Here is a 21,304-nt window from a genome sequence, read left to right on the forward strand (position 1 = left end):
GGTGGTGCTCAACGCGGTGATCGCCTGGACCGCACATTTGTCAGACATGCCCTAGGTCCGTCACCGTGAGCCTCGCCCTCATCCCAACGGAGGTTTCCTGCGGTGTCCATCAGTCGAAGCCGCTGTCACCTCCCAGTCACCGCTTGAGAAAGTGAGTTATTAACGATGACCGTCTCTACTGTTCCCATGATTACTCTGAACAATGGTGTGCAGATGCCCCAGCTGGGACTGGGCGTCTTCCAGATGAATGAGCAGCAGGTCCGCGAGACTGTTCCTCTGGCCCTCGACGCGGGCTACCGGCTCATCGACACCGCCTCGCGGTACTACAACGAGAAGGCCGTCGGCCAGGCCATCGCCGAGTCCCGCGTGCCGCGCGAGGAGCTGTTCATCACCACGAAGCTGTGGTTCAAGGATCACGGCTACCAGGCCACCAAGGATGCCTTTGAGCGCTCACTCGAGAACCTCGGCCTGGACACCCTGGACCTGTGGTTGGTCCATCAGCCGTTCGGCGATTACTACGGTGCCTGGCGGGCGATGGAGAACCTGCTGGATGAGGGTCGGGTTCGGGCGATCGGGGTGTCGAACTTCTTCGACGACCGATATCTTGACCTCGTCACCCACAACCGCGTCGTGCCGGCGGTGAACCAGCGCGAGAGGCACCCGTTCAACCAGCAGATCGCCACCCAGAAGCTCCTGGCCGAGCACGGCACGGCGCTCCAGGCCTGGGGGCCGCTCGGGCAGGGCAACCCTGAGATCATGAACCATCCCGTCCTCGACGAGATCGCCGCCGCGCACGGGGTGAGCGTGCCGCAGGTGATCCTGCACTGGCACATCCTGCGCGAGATCGCCCTGGTCGTGAAGTCCACCCACGAGGAGCGACTGAGAGAGAACATCGCCGTCTTCGATGTCCAGCTCACCGAAGAGGAGATGGGTCGGATCGCAGCACTCGACCGGGCACAGGCCGCAGGCGACTTCGATCACCGCGATCCGCGGATGCTCGAACTGCTGCTGACCCTCGACTGAGCAACCCCACCCACAAGACACAGTTACGGAGAGAACCGCTATGACCACCAGTGTTCCCACGATCACGCTCACCGGCGGCGTAGAGTTGCCCACCCTCGGATTCGGCGTCTTCCAGTCGCCACCGGAGGAGACGACCGCCGCAGTCCAGGCGGCGATCGAGACCGGGTACCGGCATATCGACACCGCCGCCTCCTACGGCAACGAACGCGAGGTCGGCGAGGGCATCCGCGCCGCCGGCATCGACCGCGACGAGGCGTTCATCGAGACCAAGGTCTGGATCACCGACTACGGCACCGACGCGACCCGGCACTCGTTCGACAAGGCCGCCGGCAAGCTCGGCGTCGAGATGATCGACCTTCTCATCCTGCACCAGCCGCTGACCAGCCGCTTCGACCTGACCATCGACGCCTACCGAGCGTTGGAGGCCCTGCTGGCCGAGGGCAAAGTCCGCGCGATCGGAGTCAGCAACTTCATGCCCGAGGACCTCGATCGGCTGATCGAGGCCACCAGCGTGATCCCGGCGGTCAACCAGGTCGAGCTGCACCCCTACTTCCAGCAGCCCGACGTACAGGAGGCCAATGCCCGGCGCGGTGTGCTCACCCAGGCCTGGTCGCCGATCGGCGGGATCACGTTCTACCCCGGCTTCGGAGAAGACCGCGTCAACGTCATGGACGACCCCACCATCACCCGGATCGCCGCCGCGCACGGGAAGACCCCGGCGCAGGTGATGCTGCGGTGGCACCTCGCGCAGGGCCGTTCCGCGATCCCGAAGTCAGTCAACCCCGGCCGGATCGCGGAGAACTTCGACGTGTTCGACTTCGCGCTCACCGGCGAGGAGATCGCCGCGATCGACGGTCTCGAGGCGGGCGTGCGCGGCGGCCCGGTGCCGGCTGAGGTCACGCTGGAGGACTTCAGCATGGAGATTCCCGAGGCCTGACCCGTGCTGTGATGGCGCCGGCCCGCCCCACTCATGAGTGGGGCGGGCCGGCGCCGCTGGCTTCCTGACGGACTGCCGCGGGGCATCAGAGATCTCGACCAGTCCCGGGAAGAGGGTCACTGAAGTCGCTAGCAGGAGCCAGTATTAGGTGAACATGCGGACCCGGGGCTGTTGCCCCAGAGAGCGTCAATTATTGCGATGACAGTATTAAAGCACCGATCACTGGTCTCTTCGGCGCATAGACGGTTGACTGAAGATCACTCATGCATGTGACCCACCTCACCTCTCGGGTCGATGCTGGTGATCTGTGAGGAGGCGGTCATGTCATGGCTCTGTAGCCGGCGTTCTTTTCTGGCCGGCGTCGGTTCTGCGGCGGCGGCAGGTCTTCTCTCCGGATGTGCGCAGCCCGCGCTCCGAGCTGACGGGCTGCCCGAACAGCTGGTGTGGTCGACCTACGGCGTGGGGACCGGCACCTATAACGATCTCGCTGCCGTGGCCAATACGCTCACGCAAGAATCCGGCATCCAGATGCGCCTGATGACCGCTGATACGGGCATCGGACGGCTGGCGCCGCTGATGAGCCACACAGCCCACTACGCGCGTTCTGGAGACGAGTACTATTACGCCTTCGAAGGCGACGACGAGTTCGCCTCCGCCCAGTGGGGACCGCAACCGATCCGCCAGATCTTCGCCCCACCCGGAAACTACGGAGTGCTGGTGCTGGAGAGCAGCGGCATTGAGAGTGTCGAAGATCTCGCGGGCAGGAGATACCCCCGGCTCGTCGCCAGCACGTCGATGAACCGCAAACTCGAAGCCATCCTGAACTACGGCGGCCTGACCTCCGACGATGTCGAGCTTGTCGATATCAGCTATGCCGAGCAGATTGCTGCCCTGCGTTCGGGTCAGCTCGATGCCCTCTACCAGAACGTGGTGGGAGCCAATATTGAAGAGCTCGCCAGCCAATACCCGGTGCGCTGGCTTGATCTCGGCGGTGACGACCAATCCCGGTACGACACCTGGGAATCCTTGGCGCCGATGGTCAGGCCCGGTGAATTCACCTCCGGAGCCGGCCTGGACGAGGGGGAATCAGTGGTCAATATGCAGTACTCCATCCCCCTGACCACGCTGGCAGAGCGCTCAGCCGACGAAGTGCTGACGCTGCTGGAGCACATCGATGAGAACTATGACAGGTTCAAAGATGCGACACCTGATGCGCGCCGTTTTCATCGAGAGCAGGTGCTGATGACACCGATGGTCGTGCCCTTCCATGACGGTGCCGTGCAGTTCTTCGAGCGTGTCGGCCGGTGGTCCGAGCAACTGCAGGCGCGGCAAGACGCGCTCCTCGAGCGGGAAGAGCTGATGCTCTCCGCCTGGGATGACTTCTGGGAAGAACACGGTGACAGCGGCGAGGCGGCACAGCGGTGGTACTCCTGGAAGCAGGACAATCTGCCCAGCCTTCCCGACGTCGATGATGACGACACCTCAGAGACCGAGGAGAGCCGGGCATGAGTAACAGGTCGCTCACCACTGACCGGGCTGTACATCAGGAAGATCCACCCCCGGCCGCCGATGCCGTGCCGGACCACTCTCTGATCACAGCAGAATCCGAGAACCCCCGTCTGACGCGGTTCTGGAAGTCTGTGGTGATCATCTTGACGCTGCTCGGCCTGATCCTGACGATGAACCAGGTCTTCTTCTGGAACCTCTTCGGCGTGACACTGCTGACGAACACCTTCCTCTATCTTCTGGTGATGTTCTTCGTCCCCATCCTCTTCATCGTCATGCCCGCCAAGCGATCAGTGACGACGCACGACGGTGAGGGTCCGGTGGGCGTGCCCTGGTACGACGTGGTTCTTCTTATGGCGTTCATGTCCTGCGCGGCCTATTTCGCCTGGCACGGCGTCGATATTCACGAATACGGGTGGGCGTTCGTCGCCCCGGTCTCAGCCACGGTGGTCAGTGTCATCTTCTGGGGCCTCATCCTAGAAGTCCTCCGCCGCGGCGCAGGCTGGATCGTCGCAGTGTTGGCACTGCTGGTCTCGATATATCCCGTCACCGCCGGGCAGCTACCCATCGGATTCCTCGAAGGCATCGAATACGACATCACCGTGCTGGCTCAAGTCCATGCCATGGGCAGTGAGTCCATCCTCGGCCTGCCCCTGCAGACCGCCGGCAGCATCCTCGTCGGGTTTCTGCTCTTCGGCGTGGTCCTCCAGCACACCGGCGGAGCCCTGTTCTTCCACGAACTCTCCACCGCACTCTTCGGACGGTTCCGCGGAGGGTCGGCGAAAGTCTCCGTGGCCAGTTCTGCGACTATGGGCATGATGAGCGGCTCGGCGGTCTCCAATGTGCTGACCACCGGGCCGATGACGATTCCTGCAATGATCCGCAGCGGATTCAGCCGCAAAACGGCCGCGGCGGTGGAGGCGACAGCCTCATCGGGAGGTTCGATCACCCCGCCGATCATGGGAACAGCGGCTTTCTTGATGGTGTCCTTCGTGGGGGTCTCCTACACCGAGATCCTGATCGCCGCCACGATTCCCGCTGTCTTGTACTTCCTGGGAATCTTTATCCAGATCGACGGATACGCCGCCATGCGGGGTCTCAAGGGCTCGCCCAGAAGCCTGTTGCCTCGGGTCGGACCGGCACTGATCGCCGGATGGCCCTATCTCGGATGCCTGGTGCTGCTGACCGTCATGCTCTTCACCACAGGCAATGAGTCGCAGGTGCCGTTCTGGGTGGTCGCAGTCCTCGTGGCGATCGCTGTGCTGCGGCCCAGCGTGACCTTCGGCCCGAAGCAGTGGTCGGAGATGACGCTCGACGTCGGAAAGACGCTGGCGCAGATCATCGGGATCATCGCTGGGGTGGGGCTCATCTTGGGCGGTCTCTCCGCAACCGGCGTCGCGCTCTCGCTCTCCCGCGATCTGGTGGCACTCGTCGGTGACAATGTGCTGCTGATGCTCATCGCCGGTGCCTTCGCCTGCTTCGTCCTGGGCATGGGCCTGACGATCTCAGCGGCCTACGTCTTCCTCGCCATCGTGATGGCCCCGGCGGTGATCGAGCTGGGCGTCGATCCCATCGCCGCACATCTGTTCGTCATCTACTGGGCGTCGGTCTCCTACATCACCCCACCCGTGGGCTTGGCGGCATTCGCGGCTGCGGGCATATCCAAAGCACCGGCGATGGCGACCTGTGTCGAAGCCATGCGCCTGGGGCTGGTGAAGTACGTGGTGCCTTTCGGGTTCGCGCTGAACCCGGCGTTGGTCGCACAGGCTCCCCTCGGCGATGTCATCCTCAACGGTCTTGCGAGCATCGTGGCGGTCTTTGCCTTGGCCTGCGCGTTCAGCGGATGGCTGAGCCTGATCGATGTCCGCCTGCCCCTGACACTACGGATCCCATTAGCCGTAGGAGGGTTCCTCATGTTCCTGCCTCAGGCGGTCTGGACGCTCGTGGGCCTGGGCGTGATCCTCGCCGTTGTGGGCCTCTGCCTGGTACGCCGCCGCTCCGCACCCCCAGTGATGACCTGACCGAGAACGCAGCCGATCAACACCCCGGGAGAACTTATGCCACAGCCCACCACCGGCGCCCCTGAGACGGACGCCCTGATCCTCACTGAGGTCAGAGACGGCGTCGCCGTGCTGACCATCAACCGGCCCCGCGTGCACAACGCCATGAACGCCGCCGTACTCGCTGAGCTCTCCTCGATCCTCGACCGCTACGAGGACGATGACTCCGTGCGGCTGCTGATCTTCACCGGGGCAGGCCCGAAAGCCTTCGTCGCCGGTGCCGACATCAACGAACTGCAGCGCCGCCGCCCCGTCGATGGTCTGCGAGCACCAATGCAGAGGCTCTACTCGCGGATCGAGAGCTACTCGAAGCCGACTATCGCCGCCGTCAACGGCTATGCCTTCGGCGGCGGTTGTGAGCTCGCTCTGGCATGTGACATCCGAGTGGCCTCCACCGAGGCGGTATTCGGCCTGTTGGAGACGGGACTGGGGATCATCCCCGCGGCTGGAGGCACCCAGCGGCTGGCCCGGATGATCGGCGTCGGACGAGCCACGGAGATGATTCTCACGGGGCGGAAGATCCCTGCCGACCAGGCGCTTTCCTATGGCCTGGTCACCGACGTCGTGCCTGCCGAGCAGCTCATGGAGACGGCTTTCGCGGTCGCCTCCCGGATCCTGGCGAAGGGGCCGCTTGCGGTGAGCCTCGCGACGACTATCGTCCGGCGCGGGTTCGACGTCGATCAGGAGACCGGCCTGCTGTTGGAGCGCCTGGCCCAGGCGCTGATCTACAGCACAGAGGAGAAGCAGGAAGGGACCAGCGCGTTCCTCGAAAGCCGGCAGGCGAACTTCGCGTCAGTTCATCACGCGCGGAGAGGGGAATGAGGTCGTCATGACATCGACACCTGAGGAACCTGTGACCTCCGCAGATCAGCCTCCCCTGGCAGGGGTGCGGCACATCAGCGTCATCGGTGCCGGCACCATGGGTTCGCAGATCGCCATGGTGTGTGCGCTGGCCGGATATCGGGTGACCCTCGTTGATCTCTCAGACTCACAGCTGCAGAGTGCTCGCGAACAGCTGCAGTCACGGATGGACCGCGACGTGGCTCGAGGCAGACGGAGGCATGAGGATGTCGAGCAGGCGATGCGACGGCTGGCGACCTCCTGTGATCGAGCAGAGGCGGTGGTTGACAGCGACGTCGTCATCGAGGCCGCCGCGGAATCCCTGAAGATCAAGAAACAGCTGTTCGCCGCTCTAGACCGAGAAGCCCCGGCGCGGGCGATCTTGGCGACGAACTCCTCGAACATCGTCTCCTCCCGGCTGGCAGAGGTCGTCTCCCGGCCCGAGAGGGTGGTGAATCTCCACTTCTTCAACCCGGCGCTGGTGATGGAATGCGTGGAGGTCGCGCCCCACGACGGCACGGCCGATCACGTCATCGAAACCTCCCTCGCTCTGGTCGAATCCTTGGGGAAGTCCGCGGTGCGGCTGCGCCGTGAGGTTCCCGGATTCATCGCCAACCGCCTTCTGAGTGCCATCCGCCGAGAAGCCTTGGAGCTCTACGATGCCGGTGTGGCCGATGTGGCGGATATCGACCGGGCGGCGCGGACCGCCCTGCGCCATCCGATGGGACCTTTCGAGCTGATGGATCTGGTCGGCATCGACGTGGCGTACATGATCCGTATGGCAGAGTACGAGCAGACCGGTGACGAGAACGCCCTGCCGCATCCAGCTATCACCAGACTCTACGAATCAGGTGATCTCGGCAGAAAGACCGGACGCGGCTGGTACACCTACGACGACTCCTGAGCCCAAGGATCCGGCAGCAGGCTCTGTGCCGCGTCGATGACGTTGCGCAGCGCCGCACTGGGATCATCTCGGCGCCAGATCATCCGCACCTCCAACGGTTCCTGATGCCCGGCCAGAGGGCGGAAGACGGCCCCGGGAGTGCTGATGTTGTCCCGTACGGAGTCCAGGGTCAGGGCACAGCCCATCTCGGCGGCGACCAGGATGACCAGAGTCCACGAGTCCGGCGCGGTCTGGGTGATCTTCGGAACGAAGCCGGCGGCCCGGGTCAGCGTGGTCAGACGGTTGTGCAGTGCAGAGCCGAACCCGCCGGGAAGGACGATCCAGTGCTCCTGGGCGAGATCGGAGATCCTGATGGCCGACTGATCAGCCAGGCGATGGCGGGCCGGAAGCGCCACCAGAGGCGTTTCCAGCGCCACCACATGGGAGTCCAGCTCAGCCGGGATGAAGTCCCACCGGCCGAACGCCAGGTCCAATGTGCCGTCGACGACGCGGTTCAGCCCGGTGGGGGAGAACTGCGAGCCGTGGAACTCCAGCTTCACCCGCGGATGAGTCTGGCGCAGCTCGCGGGCCAATTGGCCGATCGTATGGTTGATCGACGCCCCGGCGAAGCCGATCCGCACGGTGCCGGTGTCACCGCTGACGGCGCTGGCCACGATGTCCCGGGCGTCCCGGGAGACTTCCAGAAGCTGCTGGGCGGGATCGATCAGTGCTGAGCCGGCCGGTGTGAGCTTCACTGTCCGGGTGCTGCGGTCGAACAGCCGGGTCCCCAGCTTCTTCTCCAGCTGACGGATCAGCCGGCTCAGGGGCGGCTGAGCCATGTTCAGCCGCCCGGCCGCCCGGCCGAAGTGCAACTCCTCAGAGACGGCGAGAAACGCCTCCGCTTCACGGACCTCCACCGTCAGCCTCCCAACTGTTGCGCTGTGGGGATCAATATACCTCGCACTAGGTATTGGACAGATCATAATCGGGGATGGTTCTGTGATCTCAGTAACACCGTCGACTGCCCGTAGGGGACTGCACATGACACAGACCGCTTCGCCGCCGACCGCTGTGGATGCCTCCGCGGGCCCGCTGGCCGGGTTCGTCATCGCCGATTTCTCCCGTGTGCTGGCCGGCCCCTACGCCACCATGCTGCTCGCCGATATGGGAGCCACAGTGATCAAAGTGGAGGCACCCGGCGGTGATGACTCCCGGCAATGGATCCCCCCGCACCGTGAGGGCGTCAGCACCTACTACTTATCGTGCAATCGGAACAAGCACTCGATCGTGCTGGATCTCAAGGATGAAGAGGACCTCGCCGTCGCCTACCAGATCATCGACAGTGCCGATGTCCTGGTGGAGAACTTCAAACCTGGGGGACTGGCGCGGTTCGGCCTCGACCGCGACTCCACAGCCCGCCGATGGCCCGGCCTCATCCATGCCTCGATCACCGGGTTCGGCTCCCGGGGCGGGCACGATATGCCCGGCTACGATCTGCTGGCCCAGGCCATGTCAGGTCTGATGGTGGTGACCGGCTCACCGGACGGCCCGCCGCAGCGGGCCGGCGTCGCGATGTTCGACGTCATCACCGGGCTCCACACCGCCGTCGGGATCCTCGGTGCCCTCATCGAGCGCAGTACCTCCGGCGAGGGCCAGAGCCTCGAGCTCAACTTGCTCACATCAGCGCTGTCCGGTTTGGTCAACCAGACCACCGGGTATGCCGCCTGCGGCAATGTGCCCATGCGGCTGGGCAACGACCACCCCAGCCTCTTTCCCTACGGCCCGTTCATGGCCGCTGATCGCGAGCTCGTGATCTGCTGCGGCAACGACGCACAGTTCCGACGCCTCACCGCCGTGCTCGGCGCTCCTGAGCTCGCCGAGGACCCCCGATTTCAGCATGTGGCGGAGCGCAACGCCTCCCGCGACGACCTCAGAGATCGTCTCACCTCGCTGCTGGCGACGAGAACCGCCCAAGAGTGGTTCGACGCCCTGCAGCAGCAAGGTGTGCCCTGCGCTCCGATCCTCGGTATCGACGAAGGCGTCGACCTCGCTGCACAGCTCGGCTTGGAGCCTGTGGTGCAGGCAGGCTCCGCAGGCGATGCCGTGCCGCTGATCCGCCATCCCGTGGACTTCAGCCGGACGCCGGTGCAGTACCCGAAGCAGCCCCCAGCACTGGACCAGGACCGCGAAGCGGTGCTCCACTGGTTGGCGCAGAGACAGGGGGAAACGCAGTGACGAATGAGCGGATCTTCTCCTGCGATCTGCAGGTGCGCTGGTCGGATCAGGACCTCAACGGCCACGTCAACAATGCGCGGCTGATCACTCTGATCGAAGAGGTCCGGCTGCGGGCCATGGTGGCGTGGGGCCTCGCGCCGCCCGGCTCCTCGGGGCCCCGCGTGGTCCGAGCCCTGGAGGTGATGTTCGACCGTGAAGTCCACTTCGGTGCCCCTGTGCTCAGCCGGGCATGGATCACCGCCATCGGGCGCACCTCCTTCACCGTCAGGCATGAGCTGCGCCAAGCAGATGAGCTCTGCCTGCGTGCCGATGCCGTCATCGTCAACCTCGACCCACAGACCGGGCGCCCCGCAGGGCTGGAGGAACCCCTGCGAACAGTCCTCGACGACCATCTCATCTCTGCCGACGAGTCCCACCCAGATTCGCCGGGAACCAGACGCACCGGAAGCCCAGACACACCAGAAAGCAGACACACCGGAAAGCAGTGAACACCTATGACATCTGTGATCGACCACCCCGATTATTTCCTCCTCGACTCCGACCTCGACGACGACGTCATCGGACTGCGTGACCGCGTCCGCGCCTTCGGCAAGGCTGAGGTAGAGCCGATCATCAACGAGTACTGGGAACGGGCGGAGCTCCCCGATCCCGTCCTGCCGGGCCTGGCAGAACTGGGCATCGTCGGCAGCTTCATCACCGGATACGGATGCCCTGGCCTCTCCCGACTGGCCTCCGGCATCGCCGCCCGTGAGATGGGCAGGATCGACGGCTCGATCAACACCTTCCTCGGAGTGCACTCCAGCCTCTGCATGGGAAGCATCTACATGCTCGGCGATGAGGACCAGCGGGCACAGTGGCTTCCGGCCATGGCGCGGCTCGAGAAGACCGGGGCCTTCGCCCTGACCGAGCCGCGCCACGGTTCGGACTCGGTCTCACTGGAGACCGCGGCCCGCCGCGAAGGGGACTCCTGGGTGCTCAACGGCCATAAACGGTGGATCGGCAACGGCCACGCCGCCGACGTCATCGTCGTTTTCGCCCGGGATGAGGCCGACGGGCAGGTCAAGGCGTTCGTCGTCGAGAAGCAGACCGACGGCAGCTACCCTCAGGGTTTCCGCCCTGAGGTCATCCGCGGAAAGATGGCCAAGCGCTCCATCCACCAGGCCGATATCGTCATCGACGAACTGCGGCTGCCCCTGCAGAACCGGCTGGCCCATTGTGAGAGCTTCGCCGGGGTCAACACTGTGCTCGGCGCGACCCGAGGCGGTGCCTCCTGGGAGGCCGTCGGCCACGGGATGGCCGCCTTCGAGCTGGCTTCCCGGTACGCACTGCAGCGCGAACAGTTCGGTGCCCCCATCGGCTCCTATCAGCTGGTCCAGGAGCGGCTGGCGGGCATGCTCTCCGACCTGACCTCGATGCAGCTGATGTGTACCCGGATGGCGCACCTGCAGGAACGCGGAGAGTTCTCCACGGCGATGGCCTCCATGGTGAAGATGACCACGTCACGTAAGGCACTGAGCATGTGCCGCACCGCCCGAGACATGATGGGCGGGAACGGTCTGCTGCTGGAGAATCATGTGGCCAGGCACCTGACAGATATGGAAGTCGTCTCCACCTATGAGGGGACGGACTCGATGCAGGCGTTGATCGTCGGGCGCGACATCACCGGAATCTCAGCCTTCACCCGCACCGCCCGGTAGCGGCCACACCTCCGGCAGGGGCGGGTTCTTCAGCTGCTCTCACCGTCGCGCCGCAGGCTCGACGGTGAGCCGCGCTCGATGAGCCGCTGCTCAGCCGCCAGGCGGTCCAGCCGGCGTTTCTCGTCCGCGGCATAGGTGTCCACGTATTCCTGCCCGGAGAGCCGCATGATCTGATACATGATCTCGTCGGTCACCGCCCGCTGGGCGAAGCGGTCATCAGCGTTGTCGTAGTAGCCCTCGAAAGTCATCGGCTCACCGAAGATCATCCCGACGCGGCGGATGTTCGGCACCTTCTTGCCGATGGGCTGGACCTTGTCCGTGCCGATCATCGCCACCGGGATAACCGGCACATGGGTGCGCAGCGCCAACCTCGCCACCCCCAGCTTCCCGCGGTAGAGCCGGCCGTCTGGGGAACGGGTGCCCTCAGGGTAGATCCCCAGCACGGCCCCGTCACGCAGGGCCTGCTCCCCGGCGTCGAGGGAGTCCTGGCTGGCTTTACCCCCTGAGCGGTCCATCGGGATCTGCCCGGTGACGTCGAAGAAGGTCTTCTGCGCCCACCCCATCGGTCCGCGTTTGACGAAGTAGTCCTTCTTCGCCAGGAACCGCACCGGGCGCGGCACCTTCACCGGCAAAAAGATCGAGTCGGAGAAGGAGAGGTGGTTCGAGGCGAGGATCGCAGCCCCGTCCTGCGGAACATTGCTGAGCCCCTTCACCCAGGGACGGAAGGCCGTGTTGACCACAGGCCCGACGACGAAGGTCTTGGCGACATAGTAGAACACGGCTATGCGGGGATCCTTCCGGGAGGGCGGAGACGTCCGGGCCCAACTCTACGCGCTCGTTCGCGACTACAGTGGGATCCATGGCAGCTTCCCACCGGCCCGCGCAGATCGGCGTCAGCGTGCTGCACGGCTTCACCTCTACACCGCAGTCCGTGGCCTCTGTGGCCGCGGCACTGGAACAGGCCGGATTCACCGTGGACATGCCGCTGCTGCCCGGGCACGGCACCACGTGGCAGGACCTGGCGCAGACCCCGCACCGGCAGATCATGCAGGCCGCCCGGGACTCCTGGGACCGCCTGGCCGGCCGGTGCGAGCTGGTCGCCACAGTCGGGCTCTCTATGGGTGGGGCGTTGGCCCTGCACGTCGCCGCCCATCGGGACGTGCTGGCCGTCACGGCCATCAACCCGGGGCTACGGCTCAAGCCGGGCACCGCGACGGCGGCCCGGCTGCTCAGCCCCGTGGCCCCCGCAGTGGCGGCCGTCGCGGGGGACATCGCCCAGACGGGGGTGCAGGAGATCGCCTATGAGCGGACTCCGCTCCGCGGCGTGGTCGAACTCTCCGCCCTCGCCGCCAGGGTGCGGAGCGAGCTCGCGCAGATCAGCTGCCCCATCCTGTTGGCGCGTTCGGCGCGGGACTCCGTGCTCCCGCGCTCGGCGGCCGATACGCTGGTCTCCGGAGTCGGCGAGGCTCGGCTGAAACAGCTGTTGCTGAGGCGCTCGCGTCACGTCGCCACCTTGGACTACGACGCCGAGCTGCTGGCCCGCAGCATCGTCGAGCACATCGTCTCTGCGGCAGTCCGGCGGAGCACGGGAGATCGCAGGGGAGAGGGCAGGGCTGACGGCAGGGTTGACGACAGGGTGGAGCAGATGGCGGGGACAGATCCCACGGCCGGGCCGGACAGCCGGAGCAGGCGGAGCGAACGGAGCAGAGCATGAGCCCACACCGTGATGATGACCCCAGTGCCCTCTTCGGCCGTGACGGCCGGCCCCGATCTCGGCCTCAGAGCCAGGGGACGTGGCAACCGCAGGGCCAGCCCGGCCAGGGCCCCCGTGACTACCGTGTCGACGAGGACGCCTTCGACGAGCTTGACGACTTCCACCCGCCGAACCCGAAGAACCCGCTGGCTGGGGCCAAACCTGGTCTGGTGCTCGGCACAGCGCTGTTCCTGGGCTCCCTGGTGGCATTGCTGCTGCTGATCTGGCTGCCGGTGTCGCTGCCCGGCATCGTCGCTACCGGGCTCGTCGGGCTCGCCCTGGCGGGGCTGGTCGTGCTCTTCCTGCAGATGCCGCAGAGCCGGTCGGGCGGTGGGGACGGCGCTCAGGTCTGAGCGCGTCTGCCTCGGCAGCGTGACAAGCGTACCTGCGAGTAATAGTGTGAGACGAGACACAATCTGCCCGGATCCGCTCAGATCTGCCGCGATCCGTCCCTACCTGTTCCGATCTACCTATCGAGGAGCTGCTGCGTGAAGGAGAACTCCGCACCGAAGGCCACCACAGTGCCGGATGAGCTGAACATCACCGACCTGCTGGAACGGCAGGTGGAGTCTGATCCGCAGAACGTGCTGTTCAAACGTCAGCTCACCGAGGGGGAGTGGACGGAGGTCGGTGCTCGTGAGTTCCGTGCCGATGTGGTCGCGCTCGCTAAGGGCATGATCGCCCGCGGCGTCGAACCCGGTGACCGTGTGGCCATCATGGCCCCGACCCGCTATGAGTGGACGCTGCTGGACTTCGCCGGCTGGTACGCCGGGGCCGTCATCGTCCCGATCTACGAGACCTCCTCACCGGCGCAGGTGGCGTGGATCCTCGAGGACTCCCGGGTGACGTTCATCGTCGTGGATTCCGCGAGCCACGAGAAGGTCGTCGATCGTGCCGTCTCCCAGGAGCGGATCGAGGGACTCAGGCACATCCTGCGTCTGGACAATGACGATCTCGACACGCTGCGCGCAGACGGTTCCGCGGTCACCGACGCTGCCGTGGAGTCCGCGCGCAGCCAGGCCGGGCTGAAGGACACCGCCACCATCATCTACACCTCCGGAACCACCGGACGGCCCAAGGGATGTGTACTGACCCACGGGAACTTCGCCGAGCTCTCCCTGCAGACTCTCCAGAATCTCAACCACGTGGTGCGCAAGGATTCCTCCACGGTCATGTTCATCCCGCTGGCCCACGTCTTCGCCCGGTTCATCGCCGTGCTCTCCGTGGCCGCCGGCGCCACAGTGGGCCACACCGCGGACGTGAAGAAGCTGGTCGACGATCTCGGCACCTTCCGGCCCACCTTCCTGCTGGCCGTGCCGCGAGTCTTCGAGAAGATCTACAACGCGGCGCTGCTCAAGGCCGAGGGTGACGGCAAGGGCAAGATCTTCCAGAAGGCGGCCGACACCGCCGTTGAATGGTCGAAGGCCCAGCAGGCCGGCAACGTGCCTCTGATGCTGAACCTCAAGCACAAGCTCTTCGCCAAGCTGGTGTACTCCAAGCTGCTGGACCGGATGGGCGGGCGCGTGCAGCACGCGGTCTCCGGGGGAAGCCCGCTCGGCGCACGGATGGGACACTTCTTCCACGGCATCGGTGTGACCATTCTGGAGGGCTACGGACTCACCGAGACCACCGCTCCGATCACGGTCAACACTCCGGAGAACCTGCGGATCGGCACGGTGGGGCACCCGCTTCCGGGCAACGAGGTGAAGATCGCCGACGACGGCGAGATCCTCGCCCGCGGCGTCTGTGTCTTCCCCGGCTACTGGAACCGACCTGACCTGCAGGAGGAGACCTTCGACGGTGACGGCTGGTTCCCCACCGGTGACGTCGGTTCCCTGGACGACGAGGGGTACCTCACGATCACCGGGCGCAAGAAGGAGATCCTGGTGACCGCCGGCGGCAAGAACGTCTCGCCCAACCAGCTCGAGGACCAGATCCGCTCCGATGCCATCGTCAGTCAGGTCGTCGTCGTCGGGGACAACCGTCCCTTCGTCGCGGCGCTGGTGACACTGGACCCGGAGATCCTCCCGCAGTGGCTGACCAAGCGAGGCATCGACCCGCAGACCCCGATGGAGGAGCTCATCGGCCGCGAGGAGATCCGCCAGCACATCCAGTCGGTGATCGATCGGGCCAACGAGTCGGTCTCCCGTGCAGAGTCCATCCGTGAGTTCCGACTGATCGCCGAGGACTTCACCATCGATTCGGGTCACCTGACCCCGTCGATGAAGATCCGGCGTCCTCAGGTGCTCCAGGACTACGCCCAGGAGATCGACGCGATCTACTCCTGAGTGCCCCCGATGTGCTGAGAGCCGGCCCCTGACGACGGTCTCTGGCAACGACCTCTGTGCACCCGCTGAGGCACCGGTTAGACGGCGTCCGTCCATGATGTGGACGGGCGCCGTCGTGCGAGTTGGGTCAGGGGCCGTTGCGGTCGTACGCTGAGAGGCGTGACTGAGACGAATGACACCCCTGACGAGTCCCTGCTGACGGCTCCCGGCGAGATCCTCCACACCGGCGCGGCCGAATATCCCGGGCTCGACGAGTGGCGTCGTCTGCCGATCAGCCAGCAGCCGGCCTGGCGGGACCACCCGGATTTCGAGTCCTCGATCGAGGCACTGTCGGCGAAGCCGCCGCTGGTCTTCGCCGGTGAGGTCGATAAGCTCACCCGCCGTCTGGGTGCCGTCGCCCGCGGCGAAGCCTTCCTGCTGCAGGGAGGCGACTGCGCGGAGACCTTCCACGGGGCCACCGCTGATCGGATCAGCGCCCGGATCAAGACCATCCTGCAGATGGCCGTCGTGCTCACCTACGGCGCCTCGCTGCCGGTGGTGAAGATGGGCCGCATGGCCGGTCAGTTCGCCAAGCCGCGTTCCTCCGACGTAGAGACTCGCGGAGAGGTCAGTCTGCCGAGCTTCCGCGGTGAGATCGTCAACGGATTCGACTTCACCGAGGAGTCCCGGCGTCCTGACCCGAAGCGGATGATCACCGCCTATGACACCTCCTCGGCCACGCTGAACCTGGTCCGCGCCTTCACCGAGGGCGGCTTCGCGGATCTGCGTGCCGTGCAGCAGTGGAATAAGGGGTTCACCTCCAACCCGGCTCATGCGAAGTACGAATCCACCGCCGCCGAGATCGACCGCGCGGTGCGGTTCATGGAGGCCTGCGGGGCCGACTTCGAGAAGCTCAAGCGCACGGAGTTCTACGCCGCCCACGAGGCGCTGCTGCTGGACTACGAGCGTGCCCTGACCCGCATCGACTCCCGCACCGGTAAGCCCTATGTGACCTCCGGGCACTTCGTCTGGATCGGTGAGCGGACCCGTGACCTCGACGGCGCCCACGTCGACTACCTCTCCCGCGTGCAGAACCCGCTGGGTGTGAAGCTGGGGCCGAAGACCACCGCTGACGACGTCGAGCAGCTCATCGAACGGCTGGACCCGCACCGGGTGCCGGGGCGGCTGACGTTCATCTCCCGCATGGGTGCCGAGGCGATCCGCGAGAGCCTGCCCCCGCTGATCCGTGCGGCCCAGCAGACCGGCGCCCAGGTGGTGTGGGTGACTGACCCGATGCACGGCAATACGATCACCGCGAAGAACGGGTACAAGACCCGCCATTTCGACGACGTCATGGATGAGGTCCGCGGCTTCTTCGAGGTCCACCGTGACCTGGGCACCTACCCGGGCGGACTCCACGTAGAGATGACCGGTGATGACGTCGCCGAATGCCTCGGCGGCTCCGACGTCATCGATGAGACGGCCTTCGACGACCGCTACGAGTCACTGTGCGACCCGAGGCTGAACCATAAGCAGTCCCTGGAGATGGCCTACCTGGTCTCCGAGGCGCTGGCCCACCCCTGACGGGTCTGCTCGAGGAGCCCCTGACTCGTCGGCGGGGCGTCCGCCCCGCTGCCGAGGCTGGGCACGATCTCTGTGCTCAGGCCCAGGTACCAGAAGAACAGCACGATCAGTGCGGTGCCGATCATGAGCAGCGCGATGGTGACCCAGGTCCGCTGGGCACTCGGTCCGGCCAGTTCCACTTCGGGACGCTGACGGGACCGTTCCGGATCATCGGAGCGGCGGCCCAGCCGGGGTAGGCTCAGGCCTTCAGTCTGCTCAGACTGCCGGGTGCGCGCGGAGGCATAGTCGACGTCACCGACGGCGGAGAACTCCCCGGTCTCCTCTGCCGAGGGCGGAGTCGCCGCCGAGGGAGCTGCGACGGGCATCGCCGTGGTCCGGTCCGCCTCCGGTCCCAGGACAGTGGTGTGTCCGGCGTCCCCGGCGGTGTCGAAACCGGTGTCCGCGGGAGCACCGAGCTCGTCCTCGTGGCGGAAGGCCTCAGTGGGCACCTCGGCCACCAGCTGACGGTCCTCCTCGTCCAGGGTGGCCCCGGCCCGTGCGTGGCCGAGCGCGGCGTCGATGTCCTCATCCCAGGCGTGAGTCTCCGCGCGGGTGGGGAAGTCCTCACCCTGACCGTAGGCGCGCGTCGCGGAGACCTCGGACGGCGGCGCGGGTTCCACCTCTGGTGCGGAGGCGCCGTCGAAGTCCAGCTGCTCATCGGTGAGGCCGCCGCGGGCGTCGGTGAGCAGCTGAAGCAGCGTATCGGCGTCCTTCGGCCGCTGAGCGACCTCGCGCTGCGTCGCGGCGAGGACCAGCTCATCGAGGACGGCGGCCAGTCCGGGAACAGACTCAGACGGCGCCGGCACCGTGGAGTTCACGTGCTGGAAGGCCACCCGGACCGGGGAGTCACCGGTGAAGGGCTGGCTGCCGGTGAGCATCTCGTAGAGCAGGATCCCGACGGCGTAGACATCGGCGCGTTCATCGGCGCCCTCGCCGGAGAGCAGTTCGGGGGAGATGTAGGCGACGGTCCCCATCAGTGTGGAGGTGCCGGAATTATGCGTGGCGGCCCGGGCAAGTCCGAAGTCCGCGAGTTTGATGCGCCCGTCGGTGGAGACCAAGACGTTCTCCGGCTTGATGTCACGGTGCACCAGCCCGGCCCGGTGCGCGGCGCCGAGGCCCTGCAGAATCGCCTCGGCGTAGGTCAGCGCCAGCCGTGGAGTCATCGCACCGCGTTTGAGCAACGTCCGCAGCGTGGCCCCGGGCACATATTCCATCACCAGATAGGCGGTCTCACGGGTCTGCCCCTGGTCCAGGACCTGGACCACATGGGGGTGGGAGAGCAGTGCGGAGTTCCTGGCCTCCTGTTCGAACCGTTCGACGACCTTTCGGTCCGCAGCCATATGCGGGAACAGGACCTTCATGGCGACCTGTCGGCCCAACCGGTGGTCCTCGGCCAGGTACACCGTGGACATCCCGCCGCGGGCCAGACGGCTGGTCACCGTGTACCGGCCGTCGACTGTTGAGCCGATCCAGGGGTCCGCCGGTTCCTGGTCCCTGCTGCCTGTCACCCGGTCTCCCACGGTGCCTCCCACTCAGGGTGCCTCCCACTCAGTTGGTCCCGCGGCTGCCCGCGCCGTCATCTCCGTTGCCGTCATCGACGTTCATCATCTACGTTCATCATCTACGTTCTCCAGAGTAACGAAGTCGGGTGAGGCAGAGGCTGATTCCTCCACGCCTCACCACATCCCATCACGCCCCTGACCTCTCACCGCGTGCGGCGCACCAGACGTTCGGCGAGGATGTCGAAGTCGTCGAGGACCTCGGCGGGCACTCCGAGGTCCTCAACGTCGGCGCGCAGCTTCCGGCTCTGCGCAGTGAGCGTGTCGATGCTGCGTTCAACCTCTTCAGCAGCACCGGCGGCGGTGAGGATCTCCAACGCCCGCTCCACCTGGGCCGGGCTCAATGAGGGATCGCCCAACATGGACTCCAGCTCCTGGGCATCAGCGGGGCGGGAGCGGAACATCGCGTAGGCCACCAGCTCGGTCCGCTTGCCCTCGCGCAGATCATCACCGACGGGTTTTCCTGTGCTCTGCGGATCCCCGAAGACGCCGAGGAGGTCGTCTCGCAGCTGGAACGCCTCGCCCAGGGGCAGTGCGGCCTGTGCCCATGCGGTACGCAGGGCATCGTCTGCACCGGCGAGTGCGGCACCGAGGACGAGCGGGTGCTCGGTGGAGTATTTTGCCGCCTTATACCGCAGCACTGTCCGGGCCGCAGCCACAGCGGCCTCCTCAGTCGGTTCCGGAGGCGCCAGCTCGGCACGGACATCGAGATACTGACCGGTGATCACCTGGGTGTGCATGGTGCGGAAGATCCGGCGCGCGGTATCGACAGCGGCGTCAGTAGTAGCGGTGTCAGCAGCAGCGTCGACGGCGGCGTCGGCGGCCGTATCGAAGGTGGTGCCGACGGTGGTGCCGGCGGCGGCGCGTGCGGCCTCGTCGAAGGCCTCACCGGCCCAGGAGAGTGCGAGATCACCGGCCAGCACGGCCGCTGAGGCGCCGAAATGCTTGCCATCCCCGGAGAACCCCGACTCACGGTGCAGCTCGGCGAATCGGCGGTGGAAGCTGGGTAGGCCGCGGCGCGAATCGGAGTGGTCGATGAAGTCATCGTGGATCAGCGCGGCGGCCTGGAACAGCTCCAGCGCCACCCCCAGCTGTCGGGGAGCCGGATGCTCGGCCGCGGAGCCGGTAGAGCGCCAGCCGATCCAGGCCAGCACCGGCCGCAGCTTCTTCCCCCCGCGCAGCATCTCGGCCAACCCGTGCACCACCGGCTCCGCTGCCGGGGAGACGGCTCCAACCTCGGCCAGCCGTGCCTGGAGGAACGTCTCGCAGGCGCTGTCCACCTCGGCGATGAACTCTTCGATCTCCACGGACGAACTCCTCAGCGGTCAGGGGACGGGGGATGAGCCGATGACGGCCTCCAGCCTAACCGGGCGCTGCCGGAGAGCGTTCCCACTGCCGGGCATCTGCCACTGCCGGCATCTGCCGCCGTCGGCACACCCGCCCGTCTCATAGTGTGCTGCTGCTTATGTCAGAGGGTGCTGCATGTGTCGTAGGGCGCGCTGCGCATGTGTCAGAGGTGGGCGATACTCTGAGGCCCATGGTGAGCTCTGGGGATCCACACCGAGATCGGTCGCGCCGTCCGGCTGCGGTGATCGCCCATGTGGATATGGATGCCTACTTCGTCGAAGTGGAGCTGCTCTCCCGCCCTGAGCTGCGCGGGCGGCGTCTGATCGTGGCCCATGATTCCCCGCGCTCAGTGGTGCTCTCGGCCTCCTACCCGGCGCGGGCGCAGGGCGTGCGTTCCGCGATGCCGCTGACCCGGGCCCGGCAGCTGAGCCCTGACTCTCTGGTGCTGGAGCCGCATCAGCAGCGGTATCGGGAGCTCTCTCGGCAGATCATGGCCTATTTCGGCACGCTGACGGATACGGTCGAGCAGCTCAGCGTCGACGAGGCGTTCCTGGACCTCACCGGTGCGGTGCGTCGGCTTGGCCCTCCTGCACAGATCGGCGAGCTGATCCGCCGTGACGTGCGTGAACAGTTCGGCCTGCCGTGCACTGTGGGCATCGCTGATCGCAAGTTCATCGCCAAGATCGCCTCCACCCGGGCCAAGCCGGATGGTCTGATGCTGGTGCCCCCGGCACAGCGGCTGCAGTTCCTGCATGCGCTGCCGGTGGAGTCCCTCTGGGGTGTGGGAGGCACGACGGCCGCGGCCCTGCACGATCGTGGGGTGCGGACGGTCGAACAGCTGGCCCAGACGCCGCGGGATGTCCTGACGGCGCGGTTCGGGGCACTGGGTGAGCATCTCCACGATCTCGCCTGGGGTGTCGATGAGCGTGGTGTGGAGCCGCACCGGGAGGAGAAGAGCATCGGGGCGGAGGAGACCTTCGCCGTGGACATCAGCTCCACAGAGCAGCTGCGCGCCGAACTGCTGCGTCTGAGCTACCGGATCGCCGCCCGTCTGCGGGCGGCGGAGCTCTCGGCCTCGGGCGTGAGCCTGAAGCTGCGTTACCGCGATTTCGATACGCTGACGCGCTCGACGAGCCTGCCGCATCCCACACGCTCGGCACCGGTGCTGCACCGTGCCGCGGTGCAGCTGCTGCACCGGCTCGGTGACCGCGCCCAGCCGGTGCGGCTCATCGGTCTGCGTGCCGAGCGGCTGGACCGTGGTGACTCGGCAGTGCAGCTGAGCTTCGACGGCGCGGAGTCCCGGTGGACTGATGCCGAGGCCGCTGTCGACGTCGTCGCCCACCGCTTCCCCGAGTCGGCGATCGGTCCCGCCTCGCTGATCCCTCCGCCGCGCTCAGAATCGGAGGAAACCGGAGATGATCCTTCGACGCCGCGCTGACCTGGGATTCTTCGAGACCTCCTCGGTGATCGCCGAGCTGGTAGGTGGCGCAGAAGTGAGGCTAGAATGGTGACCCGGACTGTACCCGCATGCAGATCGGCGGCGTCGGTCCCGTTCCCTGCGGCCGAGACCGACC

The 21,304-nt window shown here is 66.1% G+C and carries 18 protein-coding genes; 14 read left to right on the top strand and 4 right to left on the bottom strand.

From position 1 onward, the window contains the following. Positions 1 to 186 precede the first annotated feature (186 nt). From RIL96_RS02560 to RIL96_RS02585, 6 genes are all read left to right on the top strand, one after another. Entirely contained in the window at positions 187 to 1,023 is an 837-nt protein-coding gene (locus RIL96_RS02560) for an aldo/keto reductase (RefSeq protein ID WP_310547446.1), read from the top strand. A 40-nt stretch (positions 1,024 to 1,063) separates the two neighbouring features. Further along, on the top strand, positions 1,064 to 1,960 hold the full coding sequence (locus RIL96_RS02565) for an aldo/keto reductase (protein ID WP_310547447.1): 897 nt from the start codon (positions 1,064 to 1,066) through the stop codon (positions 1,958 to 1,960). 321 nt (positions 1,961 to 2,281) lie between these two features. Continuing rightward, entirely contained in the window at positions 2,282 to 3,469 is a 1,188-nt protein-coding gene (locus tag RIL96_RS02570; protein WP_310547448.1) for a TAXI family TRAP transporter solute-binding subunit, read from the top strand. Continuing rightward, complete coding sequence (locus RIL96_RS02575; protein ID WP_310547449.1) at positions 3,466 to 5,487, top strand: TRAP transporter permease; 2,022 nt, start codon at positions 3,466 to 3,468, stop codon at positions 5,485 to 5,487. The genes RIL96_RS02570 and RIL96_RS02575 overlap by 4 nt, the downstream gene beginning before the upstream one ends. Before the next feature lie 36 nt (positions 5,488 to 5,523). After that, positions 5,524 to 6,348 carry an enoyl-CoA hydratase/isomerase family protein gene (locus RIL96_RS02580; protein ID WP_310547450.1) on the top strand — a complete coding sequence of 275 codons (825 nt, stop codon included), beginning with the start codon at positions 5,524 to 5,526 and terminating at the stop codon, positions 6,346 to 6,348. A 7-nt stretch (positions 6,349 to 6,355) separates the two neighbouring features. Further along, positions 6,356 to 7,270, top strand: a complete 915-nt coding sequence (locus RIL96_RS02585) for a 3-hydroxyacyl-CoA dehydrogenase family protein (protein ID WP_310547451.1) — start codon at positions 6,356 to 6,358, stop codon at positions 7,268 to 7,270. Here the strand turns inward: RIL96_RS02585 and RIL96_RS02590 are convergent. Beyond that, entirely contained in the window at positions 7,255 to 8,166 is a 912-nt protein-coding gene (locus RIL96_RS02590; RefSeq protein ID WP_310547452.1) for a LysR family transcriptional regulator, read from the bottom strand. The genes RIL96_RS02585 and RIL96_RS02590 overlap by 16 nt on opposite strands. 124 nt (positions 8,167 to 8,290) lie before the next feature. Between RIL96_RS02590 and RIL96_RS02595 the strand changes: the two genes are divergently transcribed. The 3 genes from RIL96_RS02595 to RIL96_RS02605 are packed head-to-tail and all read left to right on the top strand — an operon-like array spanning position 8,291 to position 11,181. After that, positions 8,291 to 9,484, top strand: coding sequence for a CaiB/BaiF CoA transferase family protein (locus tag RIL96_RS02595; protein ID WP_310547453.1), 1,194 nt, complete (start codon positions 8,291 to 8,293; stop codon positions 9,482 to 9,484). Beyond that, positions 9,481 to 9,972, top strand: a complete 492-nt coding sequence (locus RIL96_RS02600; RefSeq protein WP_310547454.1) for an acyl-CoA thioesterase — start codon at positions 9,481 to 9,483, stop codon at positions 9,970 to 9,972. Before RIL96_RS02595 ends, RIL96_RS02600 begins: the two co-directional genes overlap by 4 nt. A 6-nt stretch (positions 9,973 to 9,978) precedes the next feature. Beyond that, on the top strand, positions 9,979 to 11,181 hold the full coding sequence (locus RIL96_RS02605) for an acyl-CoA dehydrogenase family protein (RefSeq protein WP_310547455.1): 1,203 nt from the start codon (positions 9,979 to 9,981) through the stop codon (positions 11,179 to 11,181). A 29-nt stretch (positions 11,182 to 11,210) separates the two neighbouring features. On the opposite strand, the gene RIL96_RS02610 is transcribed toward RIL96_RS02605, so the two are convergent. Next, entirely contained in the window at positions 11,211 to 11,960 is a 750-nt protein-coding gene (locus RIL96_RS02610; RefSeq protein ID WP_310547456.1) for a lysophospholipid acyltransferase family protein, read from the bottom strand. Between the two features lie 80 nt (positions 11,961 to 12,040). On the opposite strand from RIL96_RS02610, the gene RIL96_RS02615 reads away from it, so the two are divergent. From RIL96_RS02615 to RIL96_RS02630, 4 genes are all read left to right on the top strand, one after another. Next, entirely contained in the window at positions 12,041 to 12,895 is an 855-nt protein-coding gene (locus RIL96_RS02615) for an alpha/beta hydrolase (protein ID WP_310547457.1), read from the top strand. Next, positions 12,892 to 13,287, top strand: coding sequence for a hypothetical protein (locus RIL96_RS02620; protein ID WP_310547458.1), 396 nt, complete (start codon positions 12,892 to 12,894; stop codon positions 13,285 to 13,287). Before RIL96_RS02615 ends, RIL96_RS02620 begins: the two co-directional genes overlap by 4 nt. 135 nt (positions 13,288 to 13,422) lie before the next feature. Next, positions 13,423 to 15,222, top strand: coding sequence for an AMP-dependent synthetase/ligase (locus tag RIL96_RS02625; RefSeq protein ID WP_310547459.1), 1,800 nt, complete (start codon positions 13,423 to 13,425; stop codon positions 15,220 to 15,222). A gap of 195 nt (positions 15,223 to 15,417) precedes the next feature. Further along, the gene (locus tag RIL96_RS02630) at positions 15,418 to 16,785 is read left to right on the top strand and encodes a class II 3-deoxy-7-phosphoheptulonate synthase (protein ID WP_310547704.1); all 1,368 of its coding nucleotides are present in this window, start codon (positions 15,418 to 15,420) and stop codon (positions 16,783 to 16,785) included. Here the strand turns inward: RIL96_RS02630 and RIL96_RS02635 are convergent. After that, positions 16,752 to 18,332, bottom strand: coding sequence for a protein kinase domain-containing protein (locus tag RIL96_RS02635; protein ID WP_310547460.1), 1,581 nt, complete (start codon positions 18,330 to 18,332; stop codon positions 16,752 to 16,754). The genes RIL96_RS02630 and RIL96_RS02635 overlap by 34 nt on opposite strands. Before the next feature lie 197 nt (positions 18,333 to 18,529). Further along, positions 18,530 to 19,690 (bottom strand): polyprenyl synthetase family protein, encoded by a 1,161-nt coding sequence (locus RIL96_RS02640; protein ID WP_310547461.1) that lies wholly within the window; start codon positions 19,688 to 19,690, stop codon positions 18,530 to 18,532. 230 nt (positions 19,691 to 19,920) lie between these two features. Between RIL96_RS02640 and dinB the strand changes: the two genes are divergently transcribed. Beyond that, positions 19,921 to 21,168, top strand: coding sequence for a DNA polymerase IV (gene dinB, locus RIL96_RS02645; protein ID WP_310547462.1), 1,248 nt, complete (start codon positions 19,921 to 19,923; stop codon positions 21,166 to 21,168). Positions 21,169 to 21,304 lie beyond the last annotated feature (136 nt).

Source organism: Nesterenkonia aerolata, from assembly GCF_031470965.1.
Taxonomy (GTDB): domain Bacteria; phylum Actinomycetota; class Actinomycetes; order Actinomycetales; family Micrococcaceae; genus Nesterenkonia; species Nesterenkonia aerolata.